Genomic DNA, 19,686 nt, shown 5'->3' on the forward strand with positions numbered 1-19,686 from the left:
GCACTTGGCTGCCGCCATCCCCTTTGCCGCTTCATTCGCGGCCGAGTCATCACGGTCAGCTCTTCATCGGTCGCCGAGCGCAGCAATGGCCCGGGCACAGGCCACAGCCGCCTCATCGATCCAACCGGGGATCGCACCACCCAGATAGGGACGGACCAGGCCGTAGGGGCACTGCCTGGTGGCGGTACGCAACAAAGCGATCCTGTGCTCGTCGACTACCGCATAGCGTCGGCGAGCTAGATCTTCCGAGACGGCGTTGACCTCGTCGTTGACAACCGCCACCTCGCCTCGCAGAGCCGCGGGAGCGGCACGGACCAGTTCCGCCTGCCGATAGAGGGTCATGGCGCGCGCCTGCGCCGGATGCTCACGGCAGTAGACCGGAATGTGCTGCGCCGCGGCCACCACGGCGTCGGCGGCGGGTTCCAGGCGGCAGGCCGCTATGAAACCCTGCTGGAAATCACGCACGGAACGCAGCCAGAGACTGACGAGCAACTCCTCGCGTGAGCCGAAGCGATAGTAGACCGAACCGACGGGCGCGCCGGCCTCGTCGGCGATTTCGGCAACCGTGGCGTGCTGGCCGCGGGTAAGAACTACTCGGGCAGCAGCATCAAGAATGTCGTCTGAGCTGAACTTCTCGGGTCTTGCCACGGCAGGAGTGTACGGGTATGATTTAGAACATGGATTCTAAAACCGCATCCTCACCCACCGTTGGCCGCGAGCCGCAGCGCTGGGCGAAGGTCGCCTGTTGGGCGGCCTTCTGCTCGGTTATACCGTCGGCGCTATGGCGCCTGGCCATGCTCGTCGGCGTCGATACCGGATTCAGGTATGCGCAGGTCTACCGCGACGGCGGTGCCAGAACGGCCTACGTCCTGGGCCTGGAGGCCGTTCAGCTCTGCGCCGCCGCACTGTGCCTGGGGTTGTGCTACCCGTGGGGCGAGCGGGTGCCGCAGTGGGTGCCTGGGATCGGTGGACATCCCCTCCCCCGGATACTGCCCATCGTCATCGGTGGGCTGGGCGACGCGTTGCTGTACCTGATCATCGGCTGCACAACGGTGCGGTTTGCCAGCAGGTGGTTGGGACTGGCGGAGGGACTGACGCCCACCAGTGGCATGAGTCCCGGCGCGGTCACCGTTCTCACGATCGCCTACGCGCCCATGCTCATCTGGCCGGTCGCGTTGACGGCGGCTCTGGTGGGTTACTGGAGGCGACGCGCCCAGCGGACGCCCCGATAAGCGCCGGGTGATGGGATTCCGGCCCCTGCCCCGTTCAGCGCGTGCGTGCCTCCACGCGCCGGGCGAGTGCGCCCAGGGCCCAATTGATGAGTACGTAGATCACGGCAATGATGACATAAGCCGGCAGGTAGACGTCCAGGTGTGCGGTGACGCGCGCCGAGGAGGTAAGCAGGCGGCCCGCGTACATCAGTTCCAGGTATGCGACCACGTATCCCAGGGAAGAGTCCTTGAGGATGGTCACCAGCTGAGTGATCAGCGTAGGCAGCATCAGCCGCAGCGCCTGGGGTGCGAGGATCAGCCGCATGGTCTGGGCTTCGCTCAGGCCCAGCACCTGGGCGGCCTCGCTCTGGCCGCGATCCAGAGCGAGCACTCCGGAGCGGAAGACCTCCGCCGTAGTCGCCGAGGAGCACATGACGATGGGCACTGTGAGCATCCAGAAGGGCGACAGGGTCGGCCCCCAGCGCGGCACCGCCAGTAGGAAAAAGTAGATCAGCAGCAGCATGGGGATGGCGCGCATGGTGTCGATCCAGGCGCCGAACAGCACGCGTATCAACCGCAGGCGGTTCATCCGGGCCCACCCCAGCAAGATGCCCAGCGGGAATGACAGCGCCGCAGCCATTACGGTAACCAGCAGGGTGTCGGCCAGGGCCCGCCCGAGGTAGGAGACCACCGACTGCCCCAGAAAATAACGCCACTTGGGGTAGGCGAGCTGACCCGCCTGGCCGAGCTGGAACAGAGCCGCGGCGGCGAGTGCCAGGATGATCAGGGTAACCAGCACCGACCCGATAAGGATGCGGCGTCGTCCCTTGGGGCCAGGGGCATCGAAGAGCAAGTCGGCGTCGGCGGCACCGGTCGCACGGGCCGGGCCGGGTGCCGTCAAAGTACTCATGCGCGAGCCTCCCGTCCGGCGATGCGACGCTCCAGCAGGCCCCCGAGCTTAGTGGCCAGGAAGGCAATGGCCAGGTAGGTAAGCCCGGAGGTGAGGAAGGTGATCACCGCCTGCGCATAGCGCAGATTCAGCTGCTGGGTGACGTTGGTCAGCTCGGGCACGCCAATCGCGGCGGCAAGAGAGGAGCCGATCAGGCAGGAGATGAAGATATTGACCAGAGGCTGAATGGTGCGGGCCAGAGCCTGGGGCAGCACCACGGTGCCGATGATCAGACCGAAGGGCATGCCCAGGGCTCGGGCCGCCTCAATCTGGCCCTTAGACACGGAGTTGATGCCCGAGCGCACCGTCTCGCATACGAAGCCAGAGGCGGAGAAGACGATGGCGGTGACGGCAGCGGCAAACAGGGACAGCGGCACGCCAGCCCGGGGCGCTGCAAAAGCCGCCAAAATCATCAGGCACAAGGTGGGGATGTTGCAGGCGACGGTGACCCAGACGGCTCCGAGGGCCCGCAGTGGCGGGATCGGGCTGACGCGGAAGATCGCGATCACTGTCCCGACGACGAGCGCGCACGCGAATCCGATTATGGAGATCGTCAGCGTCGTGACCAGGCCCTGGCCAATCATGCCGAGGTTATCGGTGATGACATTCATAGGCACCTCCTCCGGAGCGTTGGGGCGGCCGGACCCCGAGGGTGGGCCGCCCCAACGCGTGTGTTGTGCGAGCGGACTGGTATCGGTCCGGGCGGTCGACCGGCGTCAGTTGGTTGCCGACGCCGTGGCGGCGTCTGTTTCGGAGCCGGGCACAGAGCCGAGGGCGGGCGGCTCGGGTGCCTCACCGCCGATGATGGCGCCGATGGTGGCTTCCCAGATCGCGTTCCAGGTGCCGTCGTCGTAAATGGTTTGCAGGAAGGTGTTCACGAATGCCTGGGCGTCGGAGTCCTTGGGCAGGCCGATACCGTAGGGGTCCTCCGTGAAGGGCTCACCGACGATCTTAACGGCGTCGTTGGACTGCACCTCGCTGAGCTGGAGCGACTGATCGACGACGTAGGCGTCCACCTGGCCGGCCTCAAGCGCGGCCACGCAGCTGGCGTGGTCGGTGAATTGCACCTGCTCGGCGTCGGGGGCAGCATCGTCCAGGGCGGGGCCGGAGGAGGAGTTGGACTGCACGGCGACCTTCACCCCGGCCAGGTCGTCAACGCCGTTGATGTCGGACTCGTCGGCGCGCACCATCACTGACTGCCCGGAGGCGTAGTAGGGGCCGGCGAAGGCGATCTTCTCCGCGCGCTCGGGGGTGATCGTGTAGGTGGCGAAGACGGCGTCCACCTGCCCGTTCTCGATCATCGTCTCGCGGGTGTCGGAGGTGACCTGGGTGACCTCCAGTAGGGAACGGGCGTCGTCACCGCCGATGATGTAGCGCGCCAGTGCCTGGGCGAGCGCGGCGTCGAAGCCGGAGACTTGCCCGGTGGCGGGGTCCTCAATGGAGAACACCTCGGAGGTCTTGGTGCCACCGGTTTTGAGCAGACCCGCGTCCTTGACAGCCGAGGCCCAGGTGGAGGCGGCCACGACGTCGTCGGCGGCGACGGGGCCGGAGTTAATTACGGTGTCGTAGTCGACGCCGGAGGAGGCCGAGGCATCGACCGCCTGGCCGTCGGCGCCGGTGTCGGCGCAGGCCGCCAGCACGGCGCCGAGCGAGGCGGCGCCGGCGGCCGTCAGCAGGCCGCGGCGAGACAGGCCGGGAAGAACAGACATGGTGATTCCTTTCGACGGTGGCTGATGGAATAGCTGAAACGGTTGACGGCGCCCGGCTCAGTGGCTGAGCACCTTGGACAGGAAGTCACGGGCCCGCTCGGTACGCGGGGCAGAGAAGAACTCCTCGGGCACACCCAGTTCGACGATCTGGCCGCCGTCCATGAAGGCGACACGGTCGGCTACGGATCGGGCGAAACCCATTTCGTGGGTGACCACGAGCATGGTCATGCCCTCGGCGGCCAAGTCCTTGATGACGTCCAGGACCTCGTTGATCATTTCCGGATCCAGGGCGGAAGTGGGCTCGTCGAAGAGCATGATCTTCGGGCCCATGGCCAGGGCACGGGCGATGGCGACTCGCTGCTGCTGCCCCCCGGACAGCTGCGGAGGACGTTTGGTGGCTTGGTCGGCAAGCCCGACGCGCTGAAGCAGCTGCTGGGCGCGGGCCTCGGCATCGGCCTTGGGGACCTTGCGTACGCGGATGGGCGCCAGAGTGATGTTGTCCATCACGGTGCGGTGCGGAAACAGGTTGAAGGACTGGAACACCATGCCCACGTCGGCGCGCAGCCGCGTCAGCTCGCGTCCCTCCTGGGGCAGGAGCTCGCCGTCGATCTCAATGGCGCCGGACTGTATCGTCTCAAGCCGGTTGATGGTGCGGCAAAGAGTTGACTTGCCGGAGCCGGACGCCCCGATGACGGCAACCACCTCACCCCGGTGGATATCCAAAGAGACGTCGTTCAGCGCCTGGAAGTCTCCGTAGTACTTGTTGACGTGGCTGATGCGTACGAGGGGTCGTTCCGGGTTGGCAGGGTTAGCGGGAGCAGGCATAGGAGCCTCTTCTCGTGTAGGGGCGAATGGGGCCGGGCTGTCTCAGCAACAGCAACAGCAACACATTCGCATGACCACTGTGTTCCCTCCGGTTCGGTTACGCGACGTCCGGGCCTCCCGGCCACCGTGGCGGCGCCCGGGGACGATCCAGGTGGATCGCATTGTGCGCGCCGGTTGCACATTAGCACCCGAAGTGTGGGGGCACCTGCGCAGGTATCCAGCATCCGGGCACACTGGGAGCTGCATCACAGCCCCGTCTCGGTGATTGAGACGGGGCAGAAGCCCGGACCTCCAGTCCAGGAAACACTCTTCCTGCAGTAGTGACCCCTTATCATCTGGTCATGAGCCCTGCCGCCATCGACGACGCTGTCAGTTCCCGCCGTCCTGCACCCTCCCCCACGGTTCTAGACATATTCGTAGTTTGGCACCCCTCGGATCCGATCGGTAGGAGTGTCCACGACGCCCTGTTCGACCACTACCACTCCGAGGTGTTCTCCGGGCTCGCCGGTAGTGCAGTGGAGGTTTACGGGAGGTCGGTGCCTGCCCCCGGATCCAGCACGCCACCGCCGATCACAACCCGGATCGGCAGTGCCGGTAGCGGGCCCACGGCTGCGCACTCCCCGGCACTGTTCTCCGTGGTGCTCGTGGTGGTTGGTCGGCGGCTGGTGCGGGCCAGTATGGAGAACGGGCCCTGGAGAGAGTACCTGGAGGATCTGCTGCGCCTGCGGGATGACGACGCGGCTCGCGGCAAGGTCCTGGTCCTGCCTGCCCTACCTAGGAACCGTATCGAGTCACAGGGCAGCCCTGTGGCCCGGTTGATGGAGCTTCAGGGAGTGACCAGGTACGTCACTCTTAGGCAGGATTCCGATGGTGATCCCGCTGCCGCCCACGGAGCGCTGGCCCGCGATCTCGGGCAGACAATCGTCCAGGAGCTGCTGCCAGAGCCGGGGGATCCTGACAGGCTCACCGTCTTCGTGTCTCACGCGCGCGACGACATCCCCCGGGCGGACCGTGTGAGCGTGACTCCGCATGGTCCGGTTGCCAAGGTTCAGGCTCTGGCCGACCGGACCCGGCTTGATACATTCATTGATCTCCATGATCTCCAGGGTGGACAGGAGTGGGACGCCGCCATACGCGATCGTGCCAGGCACAGTGCCCTGCTGATGGTCCGCACCGACAAGTACGCCTCGCGGGAGTGGACACAGCGGGAGGTACTAGAGGCCAAGCAGGCGGACATGCCCGTTGTGTGTTTGAGTTCGCTGGCCAGCGGGGAGCAGCGGGGATCATTCCTGATGGATCACGTGCCAACCGTGGCCTACCCCGTGGACTCGACGACGGAGCATGATGGAGCGGCAGGCGGCCTGGAGTCCCGGGACTCACTGACCGCCACGCAGGAGCGGGCGGTGATCACGGCGCTGAATCGCCTGGTTGATGAGGCCCTCAAGCGGGCCCTGTGGCGGCACCAGGAGATTCCTCGTGATGTAGAGGCGCGGTTGGGCGCGTCTTCCCAGGATACGGCTGGGGCGAGTAGTTCCAACAATGACGGCTTCGATGCGGCCCCCGTGCATCCGCCCGAGCCGTTGATGCTCACGGGGTTTCTGACGGCGCATAAGCAGGCTTTCCCCCAGGATCACCACCTCTGGCTACTGCACCCGGACCCGCCGCTGCTGCCGCCGGAGCATGAGATCATGGTCAAGCTCTGCGCATTGTCCGGGTATGAGCGAGACCAGGTGCACCTGCTCACGCCCCGTACCTTCTTCGCCGCTGGAGGCGTATGGGGCGGCGGCGAGCCATCGCTGACCACACCAAACCTGGCACTGGAGCGCCCACTTTCAACGCTGATGCTCGGCATCTCCATGGCTGAGAGCCCGGATCTGGCCGAATGCGGCCTGTCTGGTCGGCATCTAAAAGTGGCCGTGGCGGAGGTCACCCAGATGATGCTGCTGGCCGGAGGTGGGATCACCTACGCGGGAGCCTTGAAAACCCATGCACTGGATCTCACGGCGGCGGTAATCGATACCGTGGGCAGGTATGTCGAGACCGCGAAACAGGAACAGCACCGGCACAGCGGCACGCGCGTTGCGGGGCAAAGGCTCCATCCCGGTGACATGTTCACCCTGACCGTGCCGCGCATGGTCCTGTCAGACCGTGAGGCGCTGGAGCACCTCGCGCGTACTACGGAGGCTTTCGCGGCTGTTGGGAGTATCGACGTAGTCGACGAGCACGGACACTTAATCGACCTTGATGAAGCACAACTGTGGACTGACCGCGACCCCGCGGTTCTGGCACGTGCTTATAGCACTGTGCGCGGTGCGCTACCGCACTTCTGCGACGCCAGGCTGCTGATCGGCGGGAAGACGATACCGGCTTCTAAAGTGACTCCCGACGGCTACGTGGGAGGTATTCCAGGGATAGTTGAGGAGGCCCTGCACTCGGTTCGCGCAGGGCAGCCACTGTTCATCGCGGGTGGCTTCGGCGGTGCGGCCGCTGTGCTCGCCCACGAGTTGGGGATTGGAGCCGGTAACCCGATGTCGGAGGCTTCGCTTGCCGCCGTCCGTGCACTGCCGGCCTACCGCGACGCCGTCGCGGAGATAGCCGATCGGTTCGATCCGTCTCTGACGGGGTTGGATGCCGCGGACCTGGAGCGCCTGGCAACTACTCAGCGCGCTTCGGAACTTGCAGGCCTGATCGTGCGCGGACTCAGCGCCGGCGCCACGGTCGCTGGAGGCACCGATGCCTAACGTCAAGGTGTTCCTGAGCTATAACGAGGGCGCTGCTGGTGGGAAGGCGGCGCAGGAGCTGCACGACAAGCTGTCCGAGCTGCATGTTGATGCCGTAATGGCACGGCACGCAATACTTCCAGGCACCGACTGGGAGCAAGCAATCCGAACCGAGCTGGAGTCCAGCGCCGCCCTCGTAAGCGTGGGTACCAAAGGTTACTCAGCTCGTCCGTGGTGCCAGCAGGAGATCGGCTGGGCGCTCGGAAGGCATGTGCCAATCCTGTGGATTCAGTACGCCGACGGCGAGTCCCCGGCGGGCTTCCTTGCACGCACACAGGCGCTGATCGCGGATAACCCCGATCAACCGGAGGTGATCGCGAGAGACGTTGTGCAGTGGCTTGCCAGCCAGGAGGCTACGCGTGATGCGCTGGTTGACGGCCTACTTGAAGTGTTGGAGACGTCTAGCAGCTACAGTCAGACGCGGGGTTGCGCCGATCTGCTGGCTCTGGCCGGACGGCTGAGCGAAGAAGAGTGGAGCAGGGTGGTGCGCGCCGCGTCCGAGAACCGTCAGGTCAGGGACGCCGTCAAGTGGTCGGGTGGCAAGCGGCGACCCGCATGGTCAAAGGCAAGCTATAAAGACGAGCCGAGTGTGCTCAACTGGCTTAATGATCGGATCGGGCCCCGAGCCTCACAGGCACAAGGAAGGGAACTGCGGTGAAGACCAAGGTCAAGTTCTTCCTGTCTTGGGCGCACGATGACGAGCGCCTCAAGAGGGATCTGCTCGGGCGCCTGCGGCCCCAGTTCAAGATGCTGAGCAACTACCACGTGTCCTGGTGGGAGGACTCCGTCATCACGCCCGGTGAGGAGTGGGAGCCGGAGATCCTCAGCAGACTGGAAGAGAGCGACTACATCGTTCAATTGCTCAGCCCGAGTTTTCTCACCTCAGACTTCGTCCGGGCACACGAAGTCCCGGGGGTCGGTGACGCCCCGAACAAGCCGACTCTGCCCCTAATGCTCAGGTCTGTGCCGTTGCGCGACGACTTTGAGCTGCTGGGCATCGAGAAGCGCCAGATCTACCGGATGCCGCGCTCCGACGGCCAAGGTCACTACGCGTACGGGGACTTGAGCAGCTCCGTACAAAAGGACCGGTTCGCCCGCGAGTTCGTCGAACGCGTCGTTGATCGTCTGTCTGACCGAGGAGGCTATCGATGAGCGGTTCCAATGAACATGTGTCACGTCCCCTGCCACCCGCTGAACTATCCGCCCTATTAGATGCGCAGGAGCAGCGCCACTTACGAGACGCATCAGTGGAGGCATACGCCACTGAAAGCGATCCAATCGCGAAGCGGGTGACGGTATACATCAGTTTCTCCACGAAAGACCAAGGCCTGGCCGAGAAACTTGCGGAGGAGATCACCATACAGCTTAAGACCCTCGTTCGTGATGAGTACGAGGTGACGGTGTGGACATCAAGCGATACTCCGCTCGGCGAAGACATCACCACGGTTCGCGAGGAGCATCTGTGTGCGGCCTCCGCCGCGGTTGTACTTCTCAGCCCGAGTTACCTGGCCGACGACGATGAGAGCAAGCAGGTTCACGAGCACTTTCCTCACCCGGTGCTGGTCCGTCTCAAGGAGCTGCCTCAGGGCGCCAGCTTCGCACCCTTCGACAGCAAAGCCGTCATTCCAGGTCGCGCATACCACAACGCACGCACGACGGCTGCGAGAGAAGAGATCGCACAACATGTAGCAAGCAGGGTACGCGATCAGCTTCGTCAAGATCGCGAGAGATTCACCTACACAGCCCCAGCCGACCCTGCTGACCCTGCGCAGCTGGCGCGCGAACGTCTCGCGGCAGCAAGACTTTCTGAGAATACGGAATTCATCGAGTCGGAGGCATACCTGGGCAAGTTCTCCGAATCGCTCGATCTCACTTACAGCAAGGTAGACGATCGCTCTCGCCAGTCTTCAAGCAACCGCTTTGTAGCGATCGACAGGCTTCAAAAATGGGCAACCGACCACTCCACCCAAAGCAACCGTCTTTGCGCACTTCTGGGAGATCTGGGCACAGGAAAGACGACCACCTCCATTCTATTTGCCCGCAGACTACTTGATGAATACGAAGACGAAGCCGGCACCGATGCCCCACTACCCCTTTATTTCGACTTACGCGACCTCACCACGAGCAGACTCAGCAACTTCGGGCTACGTTCCATGCTCGAGCAGATGATCAATCAGAGCTCCCCGCATCCGGTGAATGTAGATCAGGTCATTGAGACCATCAGGAGCCACGAATGCATCGTCATCTTTGATGGACTGGACGAGGTCTTAGTGCACCTGGAAGAGCGCGAGGGCCAGAAACTGACGCGAGGCCTGCTCCAAGTGCTGACCTTGACTAATGACGCCGGCAAAGCCCTCAGCAAGCTCATGCTCACGTGCCGGAGCCAGTATTTCCGCTCAGTCCGCGACGAGCTTTCATTCTTCTCCAATCAGAATCGCGAGTGGGTTCGCGGTGAGGACTACCTGGTACTCACCATGCTTCCCTTTGAGGAGGAGCAGATTCTTGAGTACTTGGAACGCAATATTCCGGGTTCGGATCCGCAAAGACTGCTGGAGATGATCAGTTCCGTTCACGATCTCCGTTCGCTGGCAAAGCAGCCGGTCATGCTCAACATGATTCGGGATGTGCTGCCAGATATAGAACAGGCACTCGCAGACGGGCGACGCTTCCGCGCGGTGGATCTTTATGGCCGTTTCGTTCACCGCTGGCTGGAACGGGACGACGCTAAGCACATGCTTAAGTCTGAGCACAAGCGCATCCTCATGAGTCGCATGGCCGTTGAGGTGTGGAAGTCCGAACGACGTACCTGGCCTGCGGACTGGATGGAAACGTGGATGCTACGCTTCTTAGATGATCACCGCGAGCTGAAGCTTGAGTACAGAGAGTGGATGCCGGACCAGTGGAAGCAGGACTTACGCACGGCGACCTTCCTCTCACGCCGCGAAGACGTCTTCACCTTCGCTCACTCCTCACTCCTGGAGTATTTCCTGGCCAAGGGTCTCGTCGAGGCTCTTCTAGGCGACGATCCCGATTCCGGCGAAGCCCTCAATGTATGGGATCTTCCCCGCACGAGCCAAGAGTCGCTCGTCTTCTTTGGTGAGCTTCTTGACGCGCTGGACCCGCCTGACCGGCAACAGGCACTGAAGACCCTTACTCGAGTAGCGCATGAAGGTACTCCGCGCGCGCGGACTCTAGCATTCTCCTACGTCTTGCTGGCTAGGCAACGCGGCTTCCCGAATATCTCGACCCGTGAGTTCAACTTGGCGGACGTTGATCTCAGCAGCTGGCAAATAGGAGTGGAGAACCAGCAGGTACTTGACCTGACTGGCATCGACTTTTCTAACGCTAGGCTAGATGATGCCGTCCTCACAAATGTCAAGCTTGACAACTCTGACTGGCATTGCTCATCGCTCCGGCGGACGAGATTGATCTCCTGCACGCTCACCGGCGCCAACCTTACAGGTAGCGATCTCACGGGCACTATATTCCGATACTGCGATCTTTCCAGGCTAGACATTGGAAGCGCAACGACATATCGCACACAACTACTATTTAGCCGATCAAGCCATTCAGGACCAGACGTACTCAATGCGCCTATAGACGAACAGGCAGTTCCATTCACGACTTCACCTGAACTTTATTTGCCGCCATTCCGTATAACGACCGCAGAGTGGAATCCAGAAAGGCTCAGCATCCTCACCGCAGGCCCCAACGGAGCCCAGATCTGGGACGCCGTCACCGGCGAACAGACTCGTACCCTGACTACAGCCACAACCACCACAGGCGCGTGGAGCCCAGACGGACTCCACATCCTTACCACAGGCCCGAATGGCGCCCGGGTGTGGGACGCCAACACTGGCGGCCTCACCCACACACTCACCACGATGAACACCCGTGCGGGCGCCTGGAGCCCCAACGCCTCCAATATCCTCACTACAGGCAGCAACGGCGCCATAATATGGAATGCCGATACCGGCCAAAGCGTATTGAGTCTCGGTGATGACCGCGTTAACGAGGCTTTCTGGCGTCCGGACGGCATCCTAATACTCACCGTCACTACAGAAGACATCAAGTTGTGGAACGCTGCTACTGGCGAGCTTATCCGCACGTTAGACATTCTTAGCAATGTGTATACTTGCGCATGGCACCCCGACGATCATCGCCTTCTCACCGTTGGTTCGTCTGGACATTCAATATGGGATTCTTGTACCGGCGAGCGCATCGCAACGCTTACAATCTATGATAGTGACGGAGGTTCATGGAGTCCAGACGGAAAGCAGTTGGTGACGGTTGGTGCCGACGGTACCCAAATATGGGACGGAACTACTGGCCGTCTTAGCCACAAACTCGCCACTCTGTACGCTCGGTCAGCGTCCTGGAGTCCCGACGGAACCAAAGTCCTCACGTGGGGATCCGATGGAGCCTACGTGTGGGACGCCGACACCGGACATATGATCATCAATCTCACTAAACACTACACAACATCGTGCGCATGGAGTCCAAATGGCGCACATGTAGTCGCCAACACAAATCAGGGCGTATATATATATATGGCGGACCGACGCAAGTAACGCAGCCATTACGTTGACTCGTGGTATCACGGACTTTCCACTATGGAGTCCCGACGGCACCCACGTTCTCACCCTGAGTGACAACGGTGCACGGGTTTGGAACGCATATACAGGACGCATCACCCATACGCTTACTAGCCACCGTGCGCCTGCCGGGGGCTGGAGCCCCGACAGCTCCCGTGTCTACGTTACGGACGCACTAGGTGCCCATATTTGGAACGCAGTCACCGGGGAGATATGCTTGACCCTTACCGACAGCGCCACGTACGGTGGAGTCTGGAGTCCCGACAGCAGACATCTGTTCACCGTCGAGAAAGAAGGTGGACACATCTGGGACACCACCACCGGCGATGAGGTTCTTTTCGTGCCTATGAACACATATGGAGCAGCATGGAGCCCTGATAGTTCCGACATTATTGTCATAGTTGAAGAGGGCGCCCTCATATGGCGAACTGTGACATCTGCACACAAACGGAGTACTCTGACTCTCGATACCAAGTTCGCCCGCAATGCTTCTTGGAGTCCGGACGCAACCAGAGTCGTCACTCACAGTACAGGCAGTGTGCGTGTATGGGGAGTGACAACCGGCGAGAATATTGCCAGGTTGCCTGCGGCCAATGTCAGCAGAACCGCATGGAATCCTGACGGCACCCGTATCCTCACTTGTGGCGATGAGGGAGCCCAGATTCGGGGCTCTTCGTGTTTGAGGGTGTGGTGGTGGGGTAGTCGTGGGTGCGCGTGTCGCAGGGGCGGGTAGGGGTCGAGGTCCCCGATGATTGGTGGTTGCTGAACACCACCGATCACGGAGACCTCGACATGGCCGAGACTACCTTTGCTGCCCCTGATTTTGCTAGTTTCCTGGGCCTGGACGCGCTGGGACTGACTGTCACCGGCATGCGCATAGATGGCGGCGGTGCACTGGTGGAGTGTCGGCTGCAGGTCTGCGAGGAGGATGCGTTCTGCCGGGTCTGCGGGGCCCAGGGCGCCCCGGTGGGGACCGTCGCGAGGCGGCTGGCGCATGTTCCGGTGGGCTGGCGCCCAACCCACTTGCTGGTGCGGCTGCGCCGGTGGCGCTGCCAGGGCTGTGGGCGTGTGTGGAGGCAGGACGCGTCTCGTGCGGCCGCCAAGCGGGCGAGGCTGACCTTGGCGGCCAAGGAGTGGGCGATCCGGGCCGTGGGGGTGGAGTTCATGTCCATCTCGCGTGTGGCGGCAGCTCTGGGGGTGTCCTGGCACACCGCCAATGAGGCCGTCCTTGAGCGGGCCAAGGACCGCTTGATCAATGATCCTGGACGTCTGAAGGGTGTGGAGGTCATCGGGGTGGATGAGCATGTTTGGCGGCACACCCGCAAGGGCGACAAGTACGTCACCGTCATCATCGACCTTACACCCGTGCGCGACCGTACCGGCCCCTCCCGCCTGCTGGACATGATCGAAGGCCGCTCCAAGCAGGCCTTCAAGCAATGGCTCCAGGAACGCGACGAGGACTGGCGCAGCCGGATCGAGGTGGTCTCGATGGATGGGTTCGCGGGCTTCAAGACCGCCGCCGCCGAGGCCCTACCCGGCGCGACGGAGGTCATGGACCCCTTCCACGTGGTCGCGCTGGCCGGGGACAAGCTGGATGAGTGCCGCCGCCGCACCCAGCGCGAGACCACCGGGCGGCGGGGCCGTAAGGACGACCCCCTGTACAAGGCCCGCAGGCTGCTGCGCACCGGGGCGGGCCTGGTGAGCGACAAGGGCTGGGAGCGTCTCGAACAACTGTTCGCCGACCCCCACAACACTCCGGTAGAGATCATGTGGGGCGTGTATCAGAAGATCATGGCCGCCTACCGCGCCAAGGCCCCCGCCCAGGGCAAGACCCTGATGGAGAAAGTGATGCAGACCCTCACCACCGGCGTGCCTGACGCCCTCGAAGAGCTGAAGTCGCTGGGCAAGACCCTGGCCCAGCGGCGCGAAGACATACTCGCCTACTTCGACCACCGCGGCACATCCAACGGACCCACTGAAGCAGTCAACGGCCGCCTGGAGCACCTACGCGGCATCGCCCTGGGCTTCAGGAATCTGACCAACTACACCATCCGCAGCCTCATCCACGCCGGAGGCTTCAGACAACAGCTACTACACCCCTAAACGCGAAGAGCCAGATTCGGGATGCAGTCACCGGACATCTATTTCAACATCTGACCTCCATTCAGGCCCGTACAGGCTCCTGGAATCCAGACGGCACCCGAGTTCTCACCGTCGGGAACGACGGTGTCCGTGTTTGGGATGCCATAAGCGGTCGTCGGGTCTGCACGCTTACCTGCGCTTACGCCGAGGGAGGTGCGTGGACTCCTGATGGCACCCGCATCCTCACCAGCGGGCCTCACGGCGCACGCCAATGGGATGCTGAGACAGGACAGCCAGTCGGAGTCATCATCGAGCCACTCCCTGAAGGGGAAGTAGTCGTTCGCGATGCGGTGACTGAGGAGGTGCTCGGGACCAGCCGTGAGGCCTGGCGCTGGCTTGGCTACGCCGTCGTGGTTGAAGGCCAGATGACCCGTCTACCGGCAGAACTGTACGGCCCGTTGCCACCGCTGAAGCAGGCAGATTCCTGATTCACACCTGGTGCTGCGCCCGGGCGCTGGCGTACAGGCAGATGGCGGCGGCGGAGGCGACGTTCAGGGACTCTGCCATTCCGTAGATCGGGATCGAGACCACCGTGTCCGCCACGTCCAAGGCCGCAGGCGCCAGCCCACGGGCCTCGTTGCCCAGCAGCCAGGCCGACGGCTCGCCGAGCCCCGCTTCGGCGTCGAACAGGCTCACAGTGCCGTGCCCGTCGGCGGCCAGCAGCCTCAGCCCCGCCGCCCGCAGTGCGTGCACGGCCTCCTCCAACGTGACACCGGCCAGCACCGGCAGGTGGAACAGGGAGCCGGCCGTGGCGCGCACGACCTTCGGGTTCGTCGGATCCACGCCGCCCTTTACCAGCACCACGGCGTCGGCGCCGGCGGCGTCAGCGGCGCGAATGATGGTGCCGGCATTGCCGGGGTCCTGGGCCTCGGTCAACACCGCCACCAGGCGCGCTCCGGAGAGGGCCGTCTCCAGGACCGAGCCTGAGAAGGCGTCGGCCTCGCGCGCGGCGTCGCTCTCCGTCACGGGTGCGGCAGCCTCCGCCCCTCCCCCACTGGCCCCAGGCTGCGGTCGGGCCGCCACGGCATCGGTCCTCACCACGGCGAGCACCCCCTGGGCATCGGCGCTCATGGCCGCCATGACCTCGGGGGTAACCAGGTGGATGTACAGGCCCGCCCGCGCGGCAGCTTCAGCAATATCGGCGTGCGCCCGGGCCGCCTGCTCAGTGAAGTAGACATCCAGCACATGCCCGGCGGCGCAGCGGACAGCCTCACGCACGCCCTGAGGCCCCTCCACCAGGAAGCGCCGGTACTTGCTGCGGGCGGTGCGGCGGGCCAACCCTGCCACCCGAGTGATGCGGGTAGCAGCTGGGTTGTCCAGGATCGCGCTCGTGCTCATGGCCGCAGATTACCGGCCGTACAAGACCGACCCCCGCAACCGGGCCACGCCGTCGGGGCGGGGCTTGATTGCGGAGGTCGGCTCGAAATGCAGGCCGCACGTAGCGACCGATGCGCCCAACCGGCGGGCGCCGACGGGCTCAGGCCTTGGGGGCGTTGACGTCCGCGGGCAGAGCCTTGCGAGCGGTGTCCACCAGCGCCTTGAAGGCAGCGGGCTCGTTGACGGCCAGCTCAGCGAGCATGCGGCGGTCCACCTCAACCCCGGCCAGGCCCAGGCCCTGCATGAACCGGTTGTAGGTCATGCCCTCGGCGCGGGCGGCGGCGTTGATACGCTGGATCCACAGGCGACGGAAGTCGCCCTTGCGGGCGCGGCGGTCGCGGAAGGCGTACACGCCGGAGTGGGTGACCTGCTCCTTCGCCTTGCGGTACAGGCGGGAGCGCTGCCCGCGGTAGCCGGAGGCGCGCTCGAGTACGGTACGACGCTTCTTCTGGGCGTTAACAGCCCGCTTCACACGTGCCATGTGATGACTCCTTGTTGTGTTGTGGGCCGGTCAGCGACCGAGCAGCCTCTTGACCTGGCGGGTGTCGGCCGGGGCGACGACCTGGTCCTTGGACAGCCTGCGCTTGCGGCGGGAGGACTTGACCTCCAGCAGGTGGCGCTTGCCGGCCCGTTCGCGCATCAGCTTTCCGCTCCCGGTGACCCGGAAGCGCTTCTTGGCACCGGAGTGCGTCTTGTTCTTGGGCATGTTAATTTCCTCTTCTCGGTCCCCGGCACCTGTTGGAGTCGGGGGCTGGTGACCTCGTCATGGTGACGGGGTTGGGTCTGTCGTGTCACGCCGACGGCGGCCCGCTGCTCGGACGCTGTCAGTCGCCCTCGGTGGTCGCCTCGGTGGCTTTCGGCTCCGCCTTGGCCTCACGGGCCGCCCGGGCTGCCTGTTTCTCGGCGCGGCGGCTCGCACGCGCCGCCTCACGGCGACGACGCTGGTCGGACTTGACCTCGGCCTTCTTACGGGTGGGAGCCAGAACCATGACCATATTGCGGCCGTCCTGGCGGGGATGGGATTCGATGTTGCCCAGCTCGGAGACCTCCTCCGCCACACGCTGCAGCAGCCGGATGCCCAACTCCGGGCGGGACTGCTCGCGCCCACGGAAGCGAACGATGCACTTGACCTTGTCCCCGCCCTTGAGAAAACGCTGAACGTGGCCCATCTTGGTGGCGTAGTCGTGCTCGTCGATCTTGGGACGGAACTGGATCTCCTTGAGCTGAGTGTTGGCCTGGTTGCGCCGGGCGTCGCGTGCCTTCATGGCCGACTCGTACTTGAACTTGCCGTAGTCCATGAGCCGGCACACCGGGGGGCGTGCGTCGGGGGCGACCTCAACGAGGTCGAGGCCTGCCTCTTCGGCCAGGCGGAGGGCGTCCTCCACCCGGACAATGCCGACCTGCTCACCGCTGGGGCCGACCAGTCGCACCTCGGGGACGCGGATCCGTTCGTTGATACGGGGCTCGCTGATGACTGTTCCTCACTCTTGGAAGCGGCGACCGCCGCAACGAAGAAGGCCTTCGCCGCGTTTCGCGCACGAAGGCCTCTCATGTGCTCTTGCGAGCACAGCCACAGCCGCCTGAGACGGCCGCGACCGCGAGGAAACTCCTCGCATTACCCGGCCCCTTGAGGGACCCAGGTGGGATTTCTCCGCTTGCGCGCCGGAGACATGCCTCCGGCCGGTCGGTGGCAGTTTAGCAGCCCCACTGTGCCACGTGCCGACCACCACCACCGAGAAGAAAGTGAATATGACCATACACGCCCGCCGTCAGGCAGGAACGGGGCAAAGCTCAACGGTGTCGATGAACTCGCCCCAGGCCGGGTTGACCATTACGTACTGGCACTGCTCCAGCGCGGCAGCCACGGCAGGCGTGCCAGCGGAGGCGTCGACCCGGATGAATACGCGCAACTCCGCCTGCTCCCCTGGGGCGAAGGCCACGCCGGTGACCCCTTTAACAGCGCCGAGCTGCGAGGCCACTTCGGCCTGAACCGGCTCGTTGCGCCAGGAGGGGATCCATTCCTCTCCGCCGGCCAGGGCCACCACGGCGGGTCGGGGCAGGCGCAGATCGCGGGTGCCCGCATCCAGCACCCACAGCTGATCAGTCTGGGCACAGGCGACCTGGGCGGCGCGCTGCGGAGTGACCGGAACGGGGCGCACGTCCGCTCGCCAGGCCGCGACGGCGGCCGCGGAGGTGAACACCGGCAGGGCCAGATGGCCGTCATCGAGCCGCACGGCCAGTTCTGCGGCGTCCTGCGCGGCGTCGGCCGTGTGCGGTTCATGTACCGGGACAGCGGACGCTGCCTCCCCCAGGCGCAGTTGAGTGGGTCCCCCGACGGCGTGTGCCGCTACGGGCACTATCAGTCGGCTTGCCGTCAGTGCGGCGAGCAGCCGGTCCAGGTACTCGTGGTGCGGCAAGTCCTGCTCCGCAAGTGCTGCCACGACGGCGGGGTCGGCGGAGCCGTCATCCTTGGAGAAGGGAGTGGGGGCTGCCAGCAGCCGCTCCAAACGGCCGCGGGCGGCCATCGCCGCCGCTGCCTGCAGATCATCAGGCAGCTGCGAACGCGCAGAGTTGTTGGAATACTCCGGGTTTCCAGGGGTCTGAGACATGGGCTATCACGCTCCGGACCGGGAGTCCTCGCCACGGCTGACGGCCAGCGCCTCCTGGAGTGTGAAATTCCCGTTGTACAACGCCTTGCCGACGATCGCCCCCTCCAGACCGTAGTGCTCCAGGCGGCTAAGGGCGCGCAGGTCGTCCAGGTGGGCGATGCCGCCGGAGGCAACCACGGGAGCGGAGGTGCGCTCACACACCCTGCGCAGCAGCTCGATATTGGGGCCCATGAGGGTGCCGTCCTTGGTGACGTCGGTGACCACGTAGCGGGCGCACCCGGCGTCATCCAGGCGGTTGAGCGTCTCCCACAGATCACCACCCTCCTTGGTCCAGCCGCGAGCGGCCAAGGTGTTTCCGCGCACGTCCAGACCAACAGCGATCTTGTCTCCGTGTTCGGCGATCACCCGTTCGGTCCAGGCCGGGTCCTCCAGGGCGGCGGTGCCAAGGTTCACGCGCGCAGCACCGGCGGCCAGGGCGCGCTCCAAAGAGGCGTCGTCGCGAATGCCGCCGGACAGCTCCACGTTCACCTCCACCTCGCCGACGATACGGGCCAGCAGCGAGGCGTTAGTGCCACGTCCGAAGGCCGCATCCAGATCCACCAGGTGAATCCACTGGGCACCGGCCACAGCCCAGTCCCGGGCCGCATCAATGGGGTTGCCGTAATCGGTTTCGCTTCCGGCCTCGCCCCGCAGCAGCCGGACGGCCTTCCCGTAGGCAACGTCTACGGCAGGTAGAAGAGTAAGCATGGGCGGTCTCCTTGGAGTGGCGGCTGCGCGCACGGTGCGCGCAGCACAGGGTTCAGAGGGTGGTCAACCAGTTACGCAGCAGCTGTGCACCGGCGTCGCCAGATTTCTCCGGATGGAACTGCGTAGCGGTCAGCGGCCCGTTCTCCACCGCGGCCACGAAGTCCTCGCCGTGGGTGGCCCAGGTGGTGCGGGGCGGGCAGGTGCGCCCAGGACCGAGCAGCTCGGCGGGATCAGTTTTGGCTGCATAGGAGTGGACGAAGTAGAAGTGTTCGGAACCGTCGGCGTCACTCAGACCGTCGAACAGGACGCTGTCGGCCGGCGGGCGGACCCGACTCCAGCCCATGTGGGGGACGATGTCCGCATTGAGGCGGGAGACGGTGCCAGGCCACTGGGCCAGGCCGGTAACCAACTGGTCCCCCAAATCCTCGGCGTGCTCGGTGGATGCCTCGAACATGACCTGCATGCCCACGCAGATGCCCAGCACCGGCCTGCCGCCAGCAAGTCTGCGGTCTATCAGCCCGGGGGCGTTAACGTCGCGCAACTGCTTCATCACCGCCGCGAAGGCGCCAACGCCGGGCACCACCAGCCCATCGGCGTTCTCAACCGCGCAGGCATCCGCCGTCAACTCCACGTCCGCTCCGACGCGCTCAAGAGCGCGCACGGCCGAACGCACATTCCCACTTCCGTAGGCCAGGACGACGACGTGTGCTTGCCTCACGGGCACACCCTACCCATCTGCTGC

The 19,686-nt window shown here is 64.3% G+C and carries 19 protein-coding genes; 7 read left to right on the forward strand and 12 right to left on the reverse strand.

Annotated elements, in window-relative coordinates:
• Positions 1 to 63 precede the first annotated feature (63 nt).
• On the reverse strand, positions 64 to 648 hold the full coding sequence (locus CWT10_RS09685; RefSeq protein WP_103061837.1) for a TetR/AcrR family transcriptional regulator: 585 nt from the start codon (positions 646 to 648) through the stop codon (positions 64 to 66).
• 29 nt (positions 649 to 677) lie between these two features.
• Between CWT10_RS09685 and CWT10_RS09690 the strand changes: the two genes are divergently transcribed.
• Complete coding sequence (locus CWT10_RS09690) at positions 678 to 1,232, forward strand: hypothetical protein (RefSeq protein WP_174721958.1); 555 nt, start codon at positions 678 to 680, stop codon at positions 1,230 to 1,232.
• A gap of 34 nt (positions 1,233 to 1,266) precedes the next feature.
• On the opposite strand, the gene CWT10_RS09695 is transcribed toward CWT10_RS09690, so the two are convergent.
• The 4 genes from CWT10_RS09695 to CWT10_RS09710 form a co-directional block, all read right to left on the reverse strand.
• Positions 1,267 to 2,121 carry an amino acid ABC transporter permease gene (locus CWT10_RS09695; RefSeq protein WP_103061836.1) on the reverse strand — a complete coding sequence of 285 codons (855 nt, stop codon included), beginning with the start codon at positions 2,119 to 2,121 and terminating at the stop codon, positions 1,267 to 1,269.
• Positions 2,118 to 2,771 carry an amino acid ABC transporter permease gene (locus CWT10_RS09700; RefSeq protein ID WP_103061835.1) on the reverse strand — a complete coding sequence of 218 codons (654 nt, stop codon included), beginning with the start codon at positions 2,769 to 2,771 and terminating at the stop codon, positions 2,118 to 2,120. The genes CWT10_RS09695 and CWT10_RS09700 overlap by 4 nt, the downstream gene beginning before the upstream one ends.
• A 105-nt stretch (positions 2,772 to 2,876) precedes the next feature.
• Positions 2,877 to 3,869, reverse strand: a complete 993-nt coding sequence (locus CWT10_RS09705) for a glutamate ABC transporter substrate-binding protein (RefSeq protein WP_103061834.1) — start codon at positions 3,867 to 3,869, stop codon at positions 2,877 to 2,879.
• Between the two features lie 57 nt (positions 3,870 to 3,926).
• Complete coding sequence (locus tag CWT10_RS09710; protein WP_103061833.1) at positions 3,927 to 4,694, reverse strand: amino acid ABC transporter ATP-binding protein; 768 nt, start codon at positions 4,692 to 4,694, stop codon at positions 3,927 to 3,929.
• A 341-nt stretch (positions 4,695 to 5,035) separates the two neighbouring features.
• Here CWT10_RS09710 and CWT10_RS09715 point away from each other — a divergent pair, with 341 nt between their 5' ends.
• From CWT10_RS09715 to CWT10_RS09740, 6 genes are all read left to right on the forward strand, one after another.
• Positions 5,036 to 7,435, forward strand: coding sequence for a toll/interleukin-1 receptor domain-containing protein (locus tag CWT10_RS09715; protein ID WP_128683391.1), 2,400 nt, complete (start codon positions 5,036 to 5,038; stop codon positions 7,433 to 7,435).
• The gene (locus tag CWT10_RS09720; RefSeq protein WP_103061831.1) at positions 7,428 to 8,132 is read left to right on the forward strand and encodes a toll/interleukin-1 receptor domain-containing protein; all 705 of its coding nucleotides are present in this window, start codon (positions 7,428 to 7,430) and stop codon (positions 8,130 to 8,132) included. Before CWT10_RS09715 ends, CWT10_RS09720 begins: the two co-directional genes overlap by 8 nt.
• The gene (locus tag CWT10_RS09725; protein WP_103061830.1) at positions 8,129 to 8,626 is read left to right on the forward strand and encodes a toll/interleukin-1 receptor domain-containing protein; all 498 of its coding nucleotides are present in this window, start codon (positions 8,129 to 8,131) and stop codon (positions 8,624 to 8,626) included. The genes CWT10_RS09720 and CWT10_RS09725 overlap by 4 nt, the downstream gene beginning before the upstream one ends.
• A complete protein-coding gene (locus CWT10_RS09730; protein ID WP_103061829.1) occupies positions 8,623 to 12,045 on the forward strand; it encodes a pentapeptide repeat-containing protein in 3,423 nt (1,140 codons plus the stop codon). Before CWT10_RS09725 ends, CWT10_RS09730 begins: the two co-directional genes overlap by 4 nt.
• Positions 12,046 to 12,415: 370 nt before the next feature.
• Positions 12,416 to 12,802: a WD40 repeat domain-containing protein gene (locus CWT10_RS17985; RefSeq protein WP_416171675.1), complete on the forward strand. Its 387-nt coding sequence runs from the start codon at positions 12,416 to 12,418 to the stop codon at positions 12,800 to 12,802.
• Positions 12,803 to 12,861: 59 nt separating this feature from the next.
• Positions 12,862 to 14,172: an ISL3 family transposase gene (locus CWT10_RS09740; protein WP_103062545.1), complete on the forward strand. Its 1,311-nt coding sequence runs from the start codon at positions 12,862 to 12,864 to the stop codon at positions 14,170 to 14,172.
• 468 nt (positions 14,173 to 14,640) lie between these two features.
• Here the strand turns inward: CWT10_RS09740 and CWT10_RS09745 are convergent, their stop codons facing one another.
• The 7 genes from CWT10_RS09745 to hisH all read right to left on the reverse strand — a co-directional run bounded on the left by CWT10_RS09745 (position 14,641) and on the right by hisH (position 19,662).
• Complete coding sequence (locus tag CWT10_RS09745; RefSeq protein WP_103064007.1) at positions 14,641 to 15,549, reverse strand: TrmH family RNA methyltransferase; 909 nt, start codon at positions 15,547 to 15,549, stop codon at positions 14,641 to 14,643.
• A 139-nt stretch (positions 15,550 to 15,688) separates the two neighbouring features.
• Positions 15,689 to 16,069, reverse strand: coding sequence for a 50S ribosomal protein L20 (gene rplT / locus CWT10_RS09750; RefSeq protein WP_103064008.1), 381 nt, complete (start codon positions 16,067 to 16,069; stop codon positions 15,689 to 15,691).
• A 30-nt stretch (positions 16,070 to 16,099) separates the two neighbouring features.
• Positions 16,100 to 16,294 carry a 50S ribosomal protein L35 gene (gene rpmI, locus CWT10_RS09755; protein WP_103064009.1) on the reverse strand — a complete coding sequence of 65 codons (195 nt, stop codon included), beginning with the start codon at positions 16,292 to 16,294 and terminating at the stop codon, positions 16,100 to 16,102.
• A gap of 118 nt (positions 16,295 to 16,412) precedes the next feature.
• Complete coding sequence (gene infC, locus CWT10_RS09760) at positions 16,413 to 17,060, reverse strand: translation initiation factor IF-3 (protein WP_103064010.1); 648 nt, start codon at positions 17,058 to 17,060, stop codon at positions 16,413 to 16,415.
• Positions 17,061 to 17,357: 297 nt separating this feature from the next.
• A complete protein-coding gene (locus CWT10_RS09765) occupies positions 17,358 to 18,113 on the reverse strand; it encodes an SseB family protein (RefSeq protein WP_103064058.1) in 756 nt (251 codons plus the stop codon).
• Positions 18,114 to 18,203: 90 nt separating this feature from the next.
• Positions 18,204 to 18,944 carry a bifunctional 1-(5-phosphoribosyl)-5-((5-phosphoribosylamino)methylideneamino)imidazole-4-carboxamide isomerase/phosphoribosylanthranilate isomerase PriA gene (gene priA / locus CWT10_RS09770; RefSeq protein ID WP_103064011.1) on the reverse strand — a complete coding sequence of 247 codons (741 nt, stop codon included), beginning with the start codon at positions 18,942 to 18,944 and terminating at the stop codon, positions 18,204 to 18,206.
• A gap of 52 nt (positions 18,945 to 18,996) precedes the next feature.
• On the reverse strand, positions 18,997 to 19,662 hold the full coding sequence (hisH, locus tag CWT10_RS09775) for an imidazole glycerol phosphate synthase subunit HisH (protein ID WP_103064012.1): 666 nt from the start codon (positions 19,660 to 19,662) through the stop codon (positions 18,997 to 18,999).
• Positions 19,663 to 19,686: the final 24 nt, after the last annotated feature.

Source organism: Actinomyces qiguomingii (genome assembly GCF_004102025.1).
Classification (GTDB): Bacteria; Actinomycetota; Actinomycetes; order Actinomycetales; family Actinomycetaceae; genus Actinomyces; species Actinomyces qiguomingii.